Origin of the sequence: Moraxella sp. Pampa (genome assembly GCF_035181385.1) — a bacterium.
In the GTDB taxonomy this organism is placed as follows: domain Bacteria; phylum Pseudomonadota; class Gammaproteobacteria; order Pseudomonadales; family Moraxellaceae; genus Moraxella.
Map to the genome: position 1 here is coordinate 852,107 of NZ_JAXCJK010000001.1, position 15,825 is coordinate 867,931.

At 41.4% G+C, this 15,825-nt stretch carries 18 protein-coding genes; 10 read left to right on the forward strand and 8 right to left on the reverse strand.

Going from position 1 to position 15,825, the window contains the following annotated elements; all coding sequences use genetic code 11:
• Nucleotides 1-8 precede the first annotated feature (8 nt).
• A complete protein-coding gene (locus R0123_RS04110) occupies nucleotides 9-815 on the reverse strand; it encodes a sulfite exporter TauE/SafE family protein (RefSeq protein ID WP_323843191.1) in 807 nt (268 codons plus the stop codon).
• A gap of 62 nt (nucleotides 816-877) precedes the next feature.
• On the opposite strand from R0123_RS04110, the gene R0123_RS04115 reads away from it, so the two are divergent.
• Both R0123_RS04115 and R0123_RS04120 read left to right on the forward strand, forming a co-directional pair.
• On the forward strand, nucleotides 878-1,735 hold the full coding sequence (locus R0123_RS04115) for a biotin--[acetyl-CoA-carboxylase] ligase (RefSeq protein WP_323843192.1): 858 nt from the start codon (nucleotides 878-880) through the stop codon (nucleotides 1,733-1,735).
• Nucleotides 1,732-2,451: a type III pantothenate kinase gene (locus tag R0123_RS04120; RefSeq protein ID WP_323841653.1), complete on the forward strand. Its 720-nt coding sequence runs from the start codon at nucleotides 1,732-1,734 to the stop codon at nucleotides 2,449-2,451. Before R0123_RS04115 ends, R0123_RS04120 begins: the two co-directional genes overlap by 4 nt.
• Before the next feature lie 55 nt (nucleotides 2,452-2,506).
• Here the strand turns inward: R0123_RS04120 and R0123_RS04125 are convergent, their stop codons facing one another.
• Together R0123_RS04125 and R0123_RS04130 are read right to left on the reverse strand one after the other, a co-directional pair.
• On the reverse strand, nucleotides 2,507-2,938 hold the full coding sequence (locus tag R0123_RS04125) for an MAPEG family protein (RefSeq protein WP_323843193.1): 432 nt from the start codon (nucleotides 2,936-2,938) through the stop codon (nucleotides 2,507-2,509).
• 54 nt (nucleotides 2,939-2,992) lie between these two features.
• Nucleotides 2,993-3,406 (reverse strand): OsmC family protein, encoded by a 414-nt coding sequence (locus tag R0123_RS04130; RefSeq protein ID WP_416381506.1) that lies wholly within the window; start codon nucleotides 3,404-3,406, stop codon nucleotides 2,993-2,995.
• A gap of 390 nt (nucleotides 3,407-3,796) precedes the next feature.
• Here R0123_RS04130 and R0123_RS04135 point away from each other — a divergent pair, with 390 nt between their 5' ends.
• From R0123_RS04135 to ubiM, 7 genes are all read left to right on the forward strand, one after another.
• Entirely contained in the window at nucleotides 3,797-4,297 is a 501-nt protein-coding gene (locus R0123_RS04135) for an RNA pyrophosphohydrolase (protein WP_323841650.1), read from the forward strand.
• Nucleotides 4,298-4,445: 148 nt separating this feature from the next.
• Complete coding sequence (gene lgt / locus R0123_RS04140) at nucleotides 4,446-5,309, forward strand: prolipoprotein diacylglyceryl transferase (RefSeq protein ID WP_323843194.1); 864 nt, start codon at nucleotides 4,446-4,448, stop codon at nucleotides 5,307-5,309.
• A gap of 26 nt (nucleotides 5,310-5,335) precedes the next feature.
• Nucleotides 5,336-6,178 (forward strand): thymidylate synthase, encoded by an 843-nt coding sequence (locus R0123_RS04145; RefSeq protein ID WP_323843195.1) that lies wholly within the window; start codon nucleotides 5,336-5,338, stop codon nucleotides 6,176-6,178.
• Nucleotide 6,179: 1 nt separating this feature from the next.
• Nucleotides 6,180-6,722, forward strand: coding sequence for a dihydrofolate reductase (locus R0123_RS04150; RefSeq protein WP_323843196.1), 543 nt, complete (start codon nucleotides 6,180-6,182; stop codon nucleotides 6,720-6,722).
• A 115-nt stretch (nucleotides 6,723-6,837) separates the two neighbouring features.
• Nucleotides 6,838-7,893, forward strand: coding sequence for an FAD:protein FMN transferase (locus tag R0123_RS04155; RefSeq protein ID WP_323843197.1), 1,056 nt, complete (start codon nucleotides 6,838-6,840; stop codon nucleotides 7,891-7,893).
• A gap of 103 nt (nucleotides 7,894-7,996) precedes the next feature.
• Complete coding sequence (locus tag R0123_RS04160) at nucleotides 7,997-8,452, forward strand: hypothetical protein (RefSeq protein ID WP_323841645.1); 456 nt, start codon at nucleotides 7,997-7,999, stop codon at nucleotides 8,450-8,452.
• Nucleotides 8,453-8,491: 39 nt separating this feature from the next.
• Complete coding sequence (gene ubiM / locus R0123_RS04165; RefSeq protein WP_323841644.1) at nucleotides 8,492-9,682, forward strand: 5-demethoxyubiquinol-8 5-hydroxylase UbiM; 1,191 nt, start codon at nucleotides 8,492-8,494, stop codon at nucleotides 9,680-9,682.
• 49 nt (nucleotides 9,683-9,731) lie between these two features.
• Here the strand turns inward: ubiM and uvrC are convergent, their stop codons facing one another.
• The 5 genes from uvrC to rpsP all read right to left on the reverse strand — a co-directional run bounded on the left by uvrC (nucleotide 9,732) and on the right by rpsP (nucleotide 14,077).
• Nucleotides 9,732-11,582 (reverse strand): excinuclease ABC subunit UvrC, encoded by a 1,851-nt coding sequence (gene uvrC / locus R0123_RS04170; protein WP_323843198.1) that lies wholly within the window; start codon nucleotides 11,580-11,582, stop codon nucleotides 9,732-9,734.
• 115 nt (nucleotides 11,583-11,697) lie between these two features.
• Nucleotides 11,698-12,066, reverse strand: a complete 369-nt coding sequence (rplS, locus tag R0123_RS04175) for a 50S ribosomal protein L19 (RefSeq protein WP_323841642.1) — start codon at nucleotides 12,064-12,066, stop codon at nucleotides 11,698-11,700.
• A 298-nt stretch (nucleotides 12,067-12,364) separates the two neighbouring features.
• Nucleotides 12,365-13,126, reverse strand: coding sequence for a tRNA (guanosine(37)-N1)-methyltransferase TrmD (gene trmD / locus R0123_RS04180; RefSeq protein ID WP_323843242.1), 762 nt, complete (start codon nucleotides 13,124-13,126; stop codon nucleotides 12,365-12,367).
• Nucleotides 13,127-13,140: 14 nt separating this feature from the next.
• On the reverse strand, nucleotides 13,141-13,701 hold the full coding sequence (gene rimM / locus R0123_RS04185) for a ribosome maturation factor RimM (RefSeq protein ID WP_323841641.1): 561 nt from the start codon (nucleotides 13,699-13,701) through the stop codon (nucleotides 13,141-13,143).
• Between the two features lie 130 nt (nucleotides 13,702-13,831).
• Entirely contained in the window at nucleotides 13,832-14,077 is a 246-nt protein-coding gene (rpsP, locus tag R0123_RS04190) for a 30S ribosomal protein S16 (protein WP_323841640.1), read from the reverse strand.
• 299 nt (nucleotides 14,078-14,376) lie between these two features.
• Here rpsP and R0123_RS04195 point away from each other — a divergent pair, with 299 nt between their 5' ends.
• A complete protein-coding gene (locus R0123_RS04195; protein WP_323843199.1) occupies nucleotides 14,377-15,789 on the forward strand; it encodes an ATP-binding protein in 1,413 nt (470 codons plus the stop codon).
• The last annotated feature ends 36 nt before the right edge of the window (nucleotides 15,790-15,825 follow it).

A 15,825-nucleotide genomic window follows, 5' to 3' on the forward strand; every position in this document is an offset into this window, starting at 1 on the left:
TTGGGGAATTAGGCCATACTACCATACACCAACTGTATGCCTACCACAATCAACAGACAGGCAAAGGTTTTTTTAAGCGTAGCGGCTGGCATTTTGTGAGCGATTTTCGCCCCCAATTTGGCGGTAATGAAGCTTGCCATACTAATCGCCACGAACGCAGGCAGATGTACAAAACCAATCAACCCGCTCACAGACTCACCCATATTTGCCACATGACTTTGTCCAAACCACATAAAACCCAATGCCCCTGCGATGGCAATTGGCAAACCACAGGCAGCACTTGTTCCAACCGCTTGCTTAATTGGTAGGCCTGCGTGCGTAAGATAAGGGACATTCAGACTCCCCCCACCAATCCCAAAAATTGCTGACGCCATGCCAATCACCACGCCTGCAATGCCTTGGTTAAGCGGCTTAGGCAAAGGCTTGATGTTCTCATCTGATTTTTTCATGAACATTTGTACAGACATGGCAATGGCAAATACGCCAATCAGCCCTTGCAAATACTGACCATGAATAAGGGTAGCCACCCACGCACCCAACAACGCCCCAAATACAAGACCAAAAGTTAGATTTTTAAACACATCCCAACGCACACCCCCTTTTTTATTGTGGGCGGTCAAAGAGCTGATGGAGGTAATGATGATGGTCGCCAGTGCTGTTCCTACTGAAACATGGGGGATAATCTCACTTGCAAAGCCGTATGCACCCAAAATCCACACAAGTGCAGGCACGATAATCAATCCACCACCCACACCAAACAGTCCTGCACACACTCCAGCAAACGCCCCTGCGATGACAAACCATAAATACATCATTTGTACAAATTCCAAATAAAATTTATGATATTATACCGTATTTTTCTCGTTTTGAAAAAATTATGTCTGATTTTCTCACGCCGATGACACATACTCATTTTACCAATATTGATAGCACCAATACCGCCTTGATGCACGCCATCATCAACGGTAAGTTATCCCATGACAAACACCATCTTTATACCGCCGACCACCAAACATCAGGACGAGGACAGCATGGACGCTGCTGGGTGAGCGGTGCAGGCAATGTGTTTTTAACCCTATTCACACCAATCGGTCAAAATCATTTTGAACTGCACCAATTATCAGGTCTGTTGTCGCTTGCGGTAGCTTTTGAGCTTGGTGATTTAGCCATCATTCAAAAAATTAACCAAATCCGTCTTTTAAACAACCTATCCCCTGTTGGCATAAAATGGGCAAATGATATCGGCTTTTATGATGAATCTTTGGGTGTGTTTCATAAACTGGCAGGCATCTTGATAGAGCCTATTTTTAAAAAAATATCCAACAAAAGTACACTGGTTGGCGTAGTGGTTGGCGTGGGTCTAAATGTCAATACCTCGCCCACGATTCAAGATGGGCTGTATCAAGCGACTTGCCTAAAAATGCTAGACACTGCCATTAATATCCACGCCAAAGATTTATACACCCCAATGGCAAATGCAATACTTCAAGCGGTACACATTTGCAACAGATGCAAAGAACCAATGTATTTACAATATTTCATTGATAAATTCAATGCCCATCATCTTTTAAACAACCAAAACATACAAATTTTTATACAAAACAACATGACCGATGTATTTGCACAAGGCAGATGTATTGGCATTGGCAGTCAAGGCGAGCTACTATTGGCACATCATGATGATATCACACCCATTTATGCAGGCATGGCAAAAATTATTAAGGAAAATCAGTGAAAAAACTTTGGCTAGATTTGGGGAACACTCGCCTAAAATATTGGGTGGCTGATGACGATACCATCATCGCTCATGATGCAAGAGAGCATCTAAAAGCCCCCAATGAATTATTATTGGGTTTGCTTGGGACTTTGGCAAGCTTTGAGCCACAATTTATCGGCATTTCTAGCGTCTTGGGCGAAAAAATCAATAGCACAATCCACGAGACTTTGCAAATCTTTAATGTCCCATTCCAATTTGCCAAAGTCGATGCTCATCATGAGCTTTTGATGAGTCGCTACCATTCGCACCAACTTGGCGTAGATAGGTGGTTGCAAATGCTGGGGGTGGTAGATGCCCAGCAAAAACAATGTGTGGTGGGCTGTGGCACGGCTTTAACGATTGATTTGATTGAGCATGGCATGCATTTGGGTGGCTATATCCTACCCAATGTTTATATGCAACGCCATGCCCTATATGCTGGTACTCAGCAGATTGCTGTCAAGGCTGGACGATTTGACAGCATAGAGCTTGGGCGGACAACCTTTGATGCTGTCAATCATGGTGTGCTGTTTGGCATAGTAGGGACAGTGCGTACAATCATGACAGACCATCCTGACTTTACCATGACACTGACAGGTGGTGGGGCAGACATGATAAATCAACAGCTTAAAAACAAACTGCCTATCGAGCCAGAATTATTACTAAAAGGTCTAAAACGCTATTTTCAAGATTAACAAACCACACAATCGAACGCAACAAAAAGTTGCCAGTTTGGTGGTTTTTTAAAACCTAATTTAGCAAAATCGCAAAATAAAACAGAATCACACAACACAGCAGGCTTAATAACCATAGTACCGAACGCAACAACGGTAAGTTCTGTGCATACGCCATGCCATAGCCAATTCTCAAAAATACATACAGCCATGCAATCATGTTAATCACATTTTGTGGCACAAAACAATACATGGCGACCAAAACAGCTGCTAAAAATATTGGCAAACCCTCAAAGCTATTGGCTTGCACGGCATTTAGTCTGGCAGCCAGTCCTGTGGTTCTGCCCAAAAAATCCCTTGGATTGGCATTATCTGACATCTTAAAACCACCCACAATCTTAGCAAGTGCAGCAAATGCAAATGGCAACAGACAAGCCACCAGCATCGCCTGAATTGCCAAACCAATCTTTGGCGAAAAGTTCGCCACAAACATCACAAAACCATTCATAATTTATTATTTCGCCATATTTTAATATCAATGATATTAATATCATCAACTTTTTTAACTTTTTATTACAATCTCATAACCATGCGTGATATTCACACCTCCATCGGCAAGCATCTTAGATGCAGAACAGTACTTATCAGCAGACAGCTCAATGGCCTTGGCAACTTGACTGTCTTTAATGTCCGAACCAGTAACCACAAAATGCAAATGAATGTCGGTAAATACCGCAGGTACGGCATCAGCACGCTTGGCAGATATTTCACAGCGAACGTCAACAACCGCCTGTCTGGATTTTTTTAAAATACTCACCACATCATAGCTGGCACAACCACCAAGCCCCATCAAAATCAGCTCCATCGGACGCGCACCAAGTTCTTGCGATGAATCAATCATCACATCATGACCTGAACCGCTGGTCGCCTTAAAATTAATCACATCGTTTTTTAGCCATGACACGCTGGCATTCATATCAGTCATTTTATCGTTTTCCTATTTAGTTTAGTCATTGATAGTCAATGATGAGCTTATGAAGTATTTTATCAAGCAAAAATATTCTCTACTATGACAGCTTTTAATCATTTTTTCAAGTACAATCCCTTTTTTCATTTTTTCATTATTAAAATTAAAATTTAAAACTCATCTAGTCTCTGCCAGCTTATCATTTCAAATCATTTCAAGACCCAATCTATGCCATCGCCTTAATAAAATCTTTGATTGATAGCATCAAAAACACCACAGAAACATTTTAATGCAAAAAAATATTACACTTTTTGTAAAAAATTTGTTTTAATAGTAGGTATGTTATCTGCCATGATTTATGGCAGAATTTTTTAATTTTTTTTAATAATGAGTTTAGTCATGATTGATTCAGACGGCTTTCGAGCCAATGTCGGTATCATCTTGGCAAATACACAAGGGCAAGTACTTTGGGCAAAACGCATTGGACACAACAGTTGGCAATTTCCACAAGGTGGTATCGATTATGGTGAGACCCCACTTGATGCAATGTATCGCGAACTGTACGAGGAGGTTGGACTACAACCACATCATGTTGAATTGCTCGCCGTAACAAAAGATTGGCTACGCTATCGCCTGCCAAAACGTTATGTTCGCACCAATCAAGAGCCTTTGTGCATTGGGCAAAAACAAAAATGGTTTTTGCTTCGCTTAGATGAAAATAACACCAAACACATACGCTTTGATACATCAAAACCAGAATTTGATGAATGGCAGTGGGTCAGTTACTGGTACCCACTAGACCAAGTGGTCGCCTTTAAGCGGGGTGTGTATCAAAGAGCACTGCAAGAACTGATAAAAGAACTCCCTTTAAAAAAGGAACTGACTTTATCTTATTCTTAAGCCAAACAAAAAAAAGATCAGCCAAAAGCTTGATCTTTTTTTTATATCACTTACGGCATCATCTTGTTAAAATTGAAAAAAATTAGGTATTTTTTGCTATAATAAACAAAATTTTTTATAAAACATTCATCGTCTGGCAAATCACTCTATGGCAATTTTCCACCCACAATATAATCCTGTTGCCCTAAATTTGGGCTTTATTGAGCTACATTGGTATGGTCTTATGTACATGTTAGCATTTTTATCCGCCTATATTTTGGCCACTTGGCGTGCTAAAAAGTATGGTGATTTGAGCACCGAAATGGTGTCGGATTTGGTGTTTTTTGGTGCCATGGGTGTCATTTTGGGTGGTAGAATTGGTTATGTCATTTTATATAATTTTGGTGAATTCATCTCCAATCCCGCCTATATTTTTCGTGTTTGGGAAGGTGGCATGAGCTTTCATGGGGGCTTTGTTGGTGTTATCATTGCCATGCTATGGTTTGCCAAAAAATATCAAAAACACCCATTTACCATATTAGACTTTATTGCTCCTTGTGTACCGCTAGGTTTGCTATTTGGACGAATTGGCAACTTTATTAATGGCGAGCTGTGGGGGCGTGTGTCGCATGGCGATTATGCACACTTAATGTATTTTCCACAAGCAATTGCTGCCGATTACGAGCTGATTAGCCAAAACCCAGATTTAATGAGCATTGCCACACAATTTGGCGAATATCACCTATTACCACGCCACCCAAGCCAACTTTATCAAGCATTCACCGAAGGCGTTGTTTTATTCATCACGCTGTGGTTTTTTAGTGCCAAGCCACGCCCACGATACGCCATTTCTGCTTTATTTTTGCTTGGCTATGGCATCAGCCGATTTACCACTGAGTTTTTCCGTCAGCCAGACATTGGCTATGAGCTGATTTTTGGTTGGATGAGTAAAGGTCAATTATACAGCCTACCGATGATTTTTTTTGGTGTAATCTTGATGGTATTGGCATATAAAAATAAGAATTTTGATTAGCAAAAAAGCCCGATAAGAGATCAACGATGAAACAATATTTAGAACTTTTAACCCACATCTTAAATACAGGCACCAAAAAAGGCGACCGTACAGGCACAGGCACTCAAAGCATCTTTGGTCATCAAATGCGATTTAATTTGGCAGATGGTTTTCCTTTACTGACAACAAAAAAAGTACACATTAAATCCATCATCTACGAGCTGCTGTGGTTCATCAAAGGCGACACCAATATCAAATACCTTCAAGATCATGGTGTAACAATCTGGGACGAATGGGCAACCGCAGAACAAACCGCTCGTTTTGATAGGCAAGCGGGCGATTTGGGACCAGTATACGGCCACCAATGGCGTAATTTTGGAGCAAGCAAAGATGATGATGGCGCATACAATTTGGACGGCTTTGATCAATTAAAATCTTTGATCAATGAAATTAAAACCAATCCAAATTCTCGCCGTTTGATTATTTCAGGGTGGAATCCAATTGAGGCCAATCAAGTTGCCCTACCGCCTTGCCATACTTTATTTCAGTTTTTTGTGGCAGACGGCAAATTGTCGTGCCAACTTTACCAACGCTCAGCAGATGTATTTTTAGGTGTGCCATTTAATATTGCCAGCTATGCTCTTTTGACACATTTGATTGCCCAAGTGTGTGATTTGCAAGTGGGTGAATTTATCTGGACAGGTGGCGATACTCATTTATACAATAACCACATTGAACAAGCCAAACTGCAATTGAGCCGAGAGCCCCTGCCGCTATGCCAATTGCAATTAAATCCAAAAATCAAAGATTTGTTTGCGTTCACTTTTGATGACATACAAATCACAAACTACCAATCGCACGAAAGAATCACAGCACAAGTGGCGGTATAAAATGACTTTATCTGACATCAAACACAGGTTAACCCAAAAAGATATCCAGCTGACCCAAGTGGTTGCTTTTGACCGTCATTATTGTATCGGCAAAGACAATCAATTGGCATGGCATATTCCCGAAGACTTAAAACACTTTAAAAAAATTACGACAAATGGCGTGATCATTATGGGTCGTAAGACTTATGAAAGCATAGGACAAGCCTTACCAAATCGTGTGAATTGGGTCGTTACCCAAGACAAAAATTGGACTGCTGACGGCATTAAAATCGCCCACAGTATTGAACAGGTTTTGGAGCTGGCAAGCCAAGATGTGCTCGGCGGTCAAAATAGTGAACTGTTTATTATTGGCGGTGGTGAGATTTTTAAACAGACTTTGCAAATTTGTGATAAATTACAAATCACTCGCATCGATTTAGATGTGCAAGGCGATACTTTTTATCCCAACATTCCACCCAAATTCGTACTTACCAACAGCGAAAGTGGCATGAGCAAAAAAAATGGCATAAAATTTGTGTTTGAAACTTATGTCAAGACTGCCTGACAAACGATTCTCCTTTGCTCGGATTGTCTGTTTTTTAACTTTGTCTGTTTGTTAACAATGCTAATAAAAAAAATGCTAGAATAAGCCAACCTCCAATTAAAAAAATTATACAGCCATGCACTATTTACCCATCTTACCCATCATTCTTAGCACCTCTATCATCTGTATCACCGCCTGCTCGCCAAAAAGCGAATATCAACGCATTGAAGGCAAAACAATGGGGACAAGCTACCACATCACCTTCAAAGCAAACGAACAAGACATCACCGCCATTAAGTCTGTGATTGATGAACGATTGGACGATGTCAATCAAAGCCTATCCACCTACATCAAAGACAGCACCATTTCCAAATTCAACCGTTTACCCAGTAACACACCGCTGACGATTGATAAAGACTTTATCAAGGTGTTTAATGATAGCCAAACCATCTTTACAGCCAGTAATGGTAGTTTTGATCCCACGGTTTACCCACTTGTTGAGCTATGGGGCTTTGGTGCCCAGATGAGTGTTGAACGCCTACAATCCCCGCCCACCGATGATGAAGTCAACGCCCTAAAAAACAGAATCGGATTTGAAAAAACCGTCTTGCAAGGCAATAAACTTCATAAAACGCACGATGGCGTCGGATTGGATTTTTCAGCAATTGCCAAAGGTTATGGCGTAGATGTCATTGCAAGCGTACTGTCAGAGCAATACAAAATTAATGACTACATGGTAGAAATTGGCGGAGAAGTTGCCACCAAAGGTAAAAATGACAAAGGCAAGCCATGGACCATCGCCATTGACGCCCCCATCTTAAATAGCTCGGTACAAGACCGTGAAATATTTACCACCATCAGTCAACAAGAAAACCAAACACTTCATCTTGCCACCTCAGGTGGTTATCGCAATTCGGTTGAATTTAATGGCGTGCGATACAGCCATACCATCAACCCTAGTACCGCCAAGCCTGTGGTAAACTCTGCACCAAGCGTTACCGTCATGCACGACAGCGTGGCATTGGCCGATGGCTGGGCAACTGCACTCACTGCCGTGCCATACATTGATGCACTAAAAATGGCAAACAAACATAATATCAAGGCGATATTTATCACCACACAAGCGGATAAAAAAGGCTTTGAGCTTGTCAAGTCAGACGCATTTGTCCAAAGTGAAAAAGTTAAAAAATAAAGCAAAAAACAATAACAAAAAACAATAAAGTGTAGAATACTGTTTTGACTTTATGTGTCGCGTATCTTACAATGTCTGGCAAATGATCAGTTAGGATTTTTTTATGGCAACTTTTTCTCCGACTCTACAATTTCCCAAACGCTGGCTTGCCACACCAAGCCCTGTCAAACAAATCTTTCATCAAGAGCTTGACGACATCATTCATATGCTTGGCAGCGAAATATCCGCCAAGGACTATCAATTCACCAACCAAAATTTTGGCGATGCCGTAGCGGAGCTATTAAACACCCCCTCAGAGTCGTCTGCCAAACCAGCCAAACTGGTGCACAGCTTTGATAGTACATCATTAACCATCAATACAGATGATGATACAAGTGGGTTTGATAAAGAAGAGCTGTCGGAAATACAAAGACGCATCACCACCAAGTTATCAGCACAATTAGATGATTTTTTAACAGAGCATCTGGCACAGCTGTCAGAAGATTTAAAATCTTGGATAGATACCGCCATTAAAAATGAACTCAGCGATTACCGCAAAACAGACACAACCAAGACATAATACTTGTAAACATTACCAAAAACTTAAAATGAGAAAGCCATGAGCCGTCCAAATGACATCATCATCATTGGTGCAGGTCCTGCTGGACTTGCTTTTGCCAGATATTTTAAAGGCACAGATTTACAAATCACCATCATTGATAAAGCCGATTTAACCAGCATTGAAAATCCTGCCTATGATGGTCGAGAGATTGCACTGACACATCGCTCAAAAGAGATTCTGCAGAACTTGGGTGTGTGGCAACATTTTGATGATGGCGACATTTACCCTCTAAAAGAAGCCAAAGTCTACAATGGCGACTCTCATTATACTTTACATTTTAAAGTACCAAAAGACTTAAAGCTATTAAGCTCTGCCGATAGATTGGGCAATTTAATTTCCAATCACAACATTCGCAAGGCTTTATACAGTGAGGTTAAGGATTTACCAAATGTGCAATTAATGACTTGTGCCAACATAAAAAGCATTGAAACAAGCGACCACAACGCAAGTGTAACTCTTGCTGACGGCACAACTTTACAGACACGCTTACTGATTGGTGCAGACTCTCGTATGTCATTTGTGCGTCGCACACTGGGCATTGGTGCACAGATGAATGATTTTGGGCGTACTGTCATCGTTTTTCGTGTCAGCCACCCTCATTCAAATCAGGCAACGGCCCAAGAATGTTTCTTTTATGGGCGTACACTTGCTCTTTTGCCCTTGCATGATAATTTAACCAATTGCGTCATCACCCTAGACAACACTCAAGCCAATGAATTGCTCGCCCTATCGCCCGATGAGCTTGCCAAAGAAGCTCAGCGTATGATGAACGATAAACTCGGCACTTGCACCATTGCAGGTACAGTGCACCACTACCCACTCATGGGCGTTCATGCCAACACCTTTAAGAGCAACCGAGCCGCTCTCATTGGCGATGCAGCGGTTGGTATGCACCCTGTAACAGCACATGGTTATAACTTAGGCTTGATCAGCGTGGATATCCTAGGAAAGCTCATCATTGATGCTCATCACCAAAATCTTGATATTGGTGCACCAACACTTCTTGCCAAATACAACCTACGCCACCAAAGCCATACACGCCCACTATATCACGGCACCAATACAATGGTCTCATTATTTACCAACGATGCACGCCCCATGCATATCATACGCAATACCGCTCTAAGAATCAGCAATAATTTACCGCCCATCAAACGCTGGATTACAGGGCAATTAACGGGCAAATAGGCAAGATGGTACGCACTCATTGATTGACTGATTTGTCATTGACTTGATTTTAGGCATGTAACGCTTTATAAATTGTGCCTGCCAACACTTTGCCAATGCCCTTAACACTGGCGATTTCAAGCTCGGAGGCACCAATGAGTTGCTGTATGCCACCAAAGTGGTTTAATAAATCACGACGCCTTTTTTCACCAAGACCTGGAATGACTTCTAGCACAGATGAGCCACGGGCCTTGTCTCTTTTTTTGCGATGATTGGTGATGGCAAAACGATGTGCCTCATCACGAATATGCATGATCAGATGCAACGCCTTACTGTCCATCGGCAAATCTATTGGCTCATGATCAATAAAGTGCAATACTTCAAGCCCTGCCTTACGCCCTTCACCTTTTGCCACGCCAACAAGTAAAGTTTCATCAAGCCTGCCAAGCTCGGTCAGTACCTCCTTGGCAATATTGAGCTGACCTTTGCCACCGTCAATAAGTAACAAATCTGGCAATTCATGCTTAACATACCGACGCATTAAAACCTGACGCATCGCCGCATAATCATCACCAGCTGTGATGTCGTGAATGGCGTACTGTCGATAATCTCGCTTACGAGCACCTCCTGAATCAAACACCACACAAGACCCCACTGCTGCCTCACCCATGGTATGGCTGATATCAAAACATTCAATACGGTCAATGATGCGATTTGACACAGATGCCAACATCAATTTAAGGGCGGTAAATCGAGATTTTAATTCATAATAATCGCTCATTTTTGCTTTTAATGCATTATCTGCATTAAGCTTGGCAAGATCAAGCCATTCGGCACGATGTTTTTGTACACGGTGCTTGATTTGTGTTTTTTTATTAAATTGCTCGCTTAGCAACTCACCAATGGTCTGCGCATCAGTCAGCACTTCGCTAACGATAAGCTCACTTGGCAAATCATCACTGACTTGAAAATAAAATGACAAAATAAACTCACTCAGACGCTCAGCATTATTTTCCTCGCCAATCACCACCTCATCAGGAAAGTAATTTTTCCCACCTAACACTCGCCCACCACGCACGGTCAAAACATGAATACAGGTTACGCCCGATTTATGACTGATGGCAAACACATCCGCTTCACCACTTAGCCGAAATACCGCTTGGCGAGCCTGCATTTCGCTAACCATTGTAATACGATCACGATAAAATGCCGCTTGCTCAAAGTTTAATTCTTCTGCTGCTTTTTCCATCTTAGCAACAAGCATTTGTTGTGCTTGAACATTTTCACCACCTAAGAATAACAATGCGTCATTCACATCTTCTAGATACTCTTTATGCTCAACCAACCCAACACATGGCGCCTTGCATCGTTTGATTTGATATTCCAGACAGGGGCGTTTTCTAGTATTAAAATAGCTGTTGGTGCAATCTCGAATCATAAACAACTTTTGCATGAGCAACAAGGCCTCTTTTGCACCCGCTGCCGATGGATAAGGACCAAAAAAACGCCCATGTACATGATTGCCCTTGCCACGCCCAAAACCCAAGCGTGGAAACTTGTCCGTGGACATGAACACATACAAATAAGACTTATCATCACGCAAAATGACATTATAAGGCGGACGATGCTCTTTAATCAGGTTTTGCTCAAGCAACAAAGCCTCGGTCTCACCACGCACAATGATGATTTGAATGTCATAAATTCGTTGCACCAGTGCGCGTGTCTTTGGGTGTTCTATCGTCTTAGCAAAATAACTACTGACACGATTTTTGAGAGATTTTGCCTTGCCCACATACAAAATCTCGCCATTTTTACCAAGCATTTTATACACTCCTGGTAGATTTGGCAGAGATTTTAAAATGGCAGACAAATGGGAATGTCGGTCAAAATCATCACTTTGGCAATCTAAAGCATCATTCATAAGTGGCTTATTCTTAAAATTTTCAACAATGACATAAGAATATAAGGGAAAAATCAGCTTTTACAAGACAAAAAACCCCGCCAAAAAGCAGGGTTTAATGAGTAAAAATTGTGCATTATGCAACTTTTTTTGCACCCAATTTTTCTTTGATACGCGCAGATTTGCCAGAACGGTCGCGTAGATAGTAAAGTTTTGCACGGCGTACATCACCACGACGCTTAACGCTGATGCTGTCAATCAGTGGTGAGTGTAGTTGGAATGCACGCTCTACACCGATACCGCTTGAAATTTTACGAACAGTAAAAGATGAGTTCAGACCACGGTTACGCTTAGCGATAACCACGCCTTCAAACGCTTGTAGACGCTCACGATCACCTTCACGAACTTTTACTTGTACCACAACCGTATCACCTGGTGCAAATGCTGGGTGGTCTTTAAGTTGTGAATTTTCAATGTATTGAACTAGGGGATGTTTATTGCTCATAGCAATCTCCAATCAAACGACATAGGCTCATACTTTCTTAAAGTGGTTAAAAAGTCGCATATCGTATCATCATCATGCAGTCATATCATCAAACTGCCAACCCAAACCACATGGGCAAAAAACTCTATTATTCTACTAAGTTTTTACTGTTTTTTCAAGCGGTTTTTAAAATATAATGACCATTTACATTAAAATCTGATGATGGCATAACATAAAAAAATTTGCAAATTTTCTCAAAAAAATTATCAATATTTTGTAAATACATACCGATTCAATCAACAAAAAACCTTTACAACAATCACTCATCATCAAGCGATTTTAGCCACTTCTCCTGTTCCTTGGTGGGTGTAAATTTTGCCCACAAATCAGGTCGGCGTAGTTTGGTGCGTTTGATTTGCTGAATAAAACGCCATTTGGCAATATTGGCATGATGTCCAGACAACAACACTTCTGGGACTTTTTTTCCATGAAAATCAAGAGGTTTGGTGTAGTGTGGACAATCAAGCAAACCATCAACAAAACTATCTTCTACAGCAGAATTATCATCGCCCATCACAAAAGGCAGACGCCGAATGACGCTGTCCATCACTATCATTGCAGGCAACTCACCACCTGTAAGCACATAATCACCCACCGAGATTTCAGCATTAACATACTTTTCAAGCAGTCTTTCATCTACACCTTCATAACGCCCACATAACAAAATCATGCCATCATGCTTGGTAAGTTTAAGTACGCCTGATTCATCTAGCGTCTGGCCTTGTGGCGACAGGTAAACAACAGGACAAATTGGATTGTTAATATTCTGATGCTTAAAATACTTTTCTGCTAAAGTTTGAGCATACAAGATTGCTTTTTCTAGCGGTTCTGCCATCATCACCATGCCTGGTCCACCACCGAAGGTACGCTCATCAATGCGTTTATAGTTATCTGTTGTAAAATCACGAGGATTGATGGTATGCATCACCACCTGCCCACGAGATACAGCACGCCCTGTAATGCCAAAGTTACGAACTGCATCGAACATTTGTGGCATGATACTAATGACCGCAAAAAACATCATCAACTCGCCATTTAATAATCACTGCCCCATGCTACAAACATGGTTTTTTCAATCAAATCCACCGAAAGTACGATGTCTTTGTGCCACGGAATCAGCCTATCCTCATCATCAATACTGTCTTTATTGGATTTAACTGAAATGATCTCATGCGCCCCTGTCTCAAACATTTGCTTGATCTCACCAAGATTCTCACCTTCTTCATTGATGACTGTAAGCCCCACCAAGTCCGACCAATAATATTCATCTTCATCAAGTGCAGGAAGAGCGTCTTTATGCACCCAAACCGTTGTGCCATTCATGGTTTCAGCAACATTGCGGTCAGCAATTTCAACAAAGCTTGCCACCAAACCAGAACCTTGTTCACGCCAGTCCTGAACGGTTAAAGGCTTAAAACCAGTTGCTGTTTTCATCCACCAAGGCGACATACCAAAAACATCAGCACGGTTATCCATTTCACTAAATACCCATAGCCAACCCTTAATGCCATACGGTTTTTTTAAGGTAGCAATTTTAATGAGCTCATCAGCAGGTGGTGCACCCAACCCATCACGGCGAAGATTTGGTTTTTTCATCATGTCTTTATCATTATTTGCAGATTGGTCAGTAAAGATAAAAAATCGGCTTGCGTCCTAGTTCAATGAATCAATGAACCACACAAACCGATTTTTTTTAAATTTAAACGGTTGACAAAAGTCAATCGTATTAAGCAGATTGCTTGGCTTTTACCAGTTGAGCAACACGATCAGAAGGCTGTGCACCTTTTGCAACCCAAGCATTATAAGCATCTAAGTCAATACGAAAAGTCTCTTCTTGACCACGAGCCAAAGGATTGAAGAAACCAATTTTTTCGATGTGGCGACCATCGCGTGCAGCACGCTTGTCAGCAACAACTACTTGATAAAAAGGACGTTTTTTTGCGCCACCACGGGCCAAACGAATAACTACCATGAGAAACTCTCTTTTCAAAAATAAGTAAAAAATTTGTTGCAAGAATTGGGAAATCGCCCGTCTGTCGCTTTGAGGATGAGCCGATGACAAACCAGACCATTAAAAAGATTTCAATTATACCAAAAAAATTTTGCCTTTCAAAGTAAAATTCACAAAATATCGCATTTTTTACAAAAAATACAAAACAACAACCATTACTTTACCCAAAACAAACAAAAAAGATGAATAATTGCGAAAAAACCATCAAGCTGTGATAGAATCAGTACTCTGCGACACTCAAAATCATTCAATATACGGCCATGACGCACCACACCAAACACATTTTTATCAAACTGCATTATCTTTTACACTCAAACGCCTGGCAAACAATTTTGGTGGTATTCTTTATTGTGTTTGTGAGCATTGGGCTGTCGCTTTGGCTGTTTTGGCGAAGTTTGTATTTGCCAGAACTAAAAAACCACGCCAATTATTTGGCAAGCGAATTAAGCCTGCTTGATGATGCACACAACAAATGGCCCAATGATTCTAAAATACCAGCTTGGCTTGAAGGCAATAGCCACATTCAAATTATTGACAATCCCAATGACTTTCCTGACATCACCGATAAATTTTTTGCAAGTATCATAACTAACATACTCGACCAAGAAGTTGAAAATAAACTTGGGCGTGATGTGGAGGTATATTTTAAATTCAAACCAACCCCAAAGCTGTGGATTCAAGACAGCAAGCACCCTGATGTATGGTTGCGTGAGCCTGTGGCCTATTATTCGCAGTACAGCACAGGAGTATTGGCAGGATTTTTACTGGGCTTGCCATTTTTAACACTACTTACAATCTTTATACTGGTGCGTGGGCTAAACAGACCACTCAAACGGCTTGAACAAGCTGCCATCAATTACATTCAAGAAGGTCATGCCACCGCACTTGCCACCGATAAGGGGCCGCGTGAGATTCGCCGAGTAAATACCGCTTTTAATCAACTGTTCATGACGCTAAGTCAAGCCCAAAAAGAACGTACCATCATGCTTGCTGGCATCAGCCACGATTTACGCACGCCACTGACTCGTATGCGACTGACGGCCGAAATGCTTCCTGATGAATTTTTCCGTGAAGGGCTGGTGTATGATATTGAGGATATGGACGCCATTTTAGAGCAGTTCATCTCTTTTATGAAAGATGGATCTGATGAACCTGTGCAACCGACCAATCTAAACACGATTTTTAAGGAAGTCATGGTGCAATTTTCTGACACACGCTTTATTTTTGAATGCGATGTTACCCAAGATGTACCAGTGCGTCCGCTGTCGGTTAAGCGTTTGATCATTAACCTTGTTAATAATGCCATTCGCTATGGTCGTGAGCCGATTCATATTGGGGCTACCATCATCTCCCCAAACGCAGAAGCAGGTGATCATGCTCAATTGCAAGATTCATACACCAAATTTCCCACACTCATCATTCATGTCAAGGATGAGGGTCAGGGTGTGGCAGATGACCAACTAGAACGCATCATGCAACCTTTTGAGCGAGGCGAAACTGCTCGCACCACACAAGGAAGTGGACTGGGACTTGCCATCGTCAATCGCATTGCACGCTTACATCAAGGTGTGGTAGAGGCTTTTAACCACCCAGATGGTGGGTTGTGCGTTAGGGTCAAAATGCCACTCACCACTCAAATCATCAACGAAAGTATTGATGACGAACAGGTTTAAACAATCAACCCAAAAAAAATTAATTCTCAGCAAAAT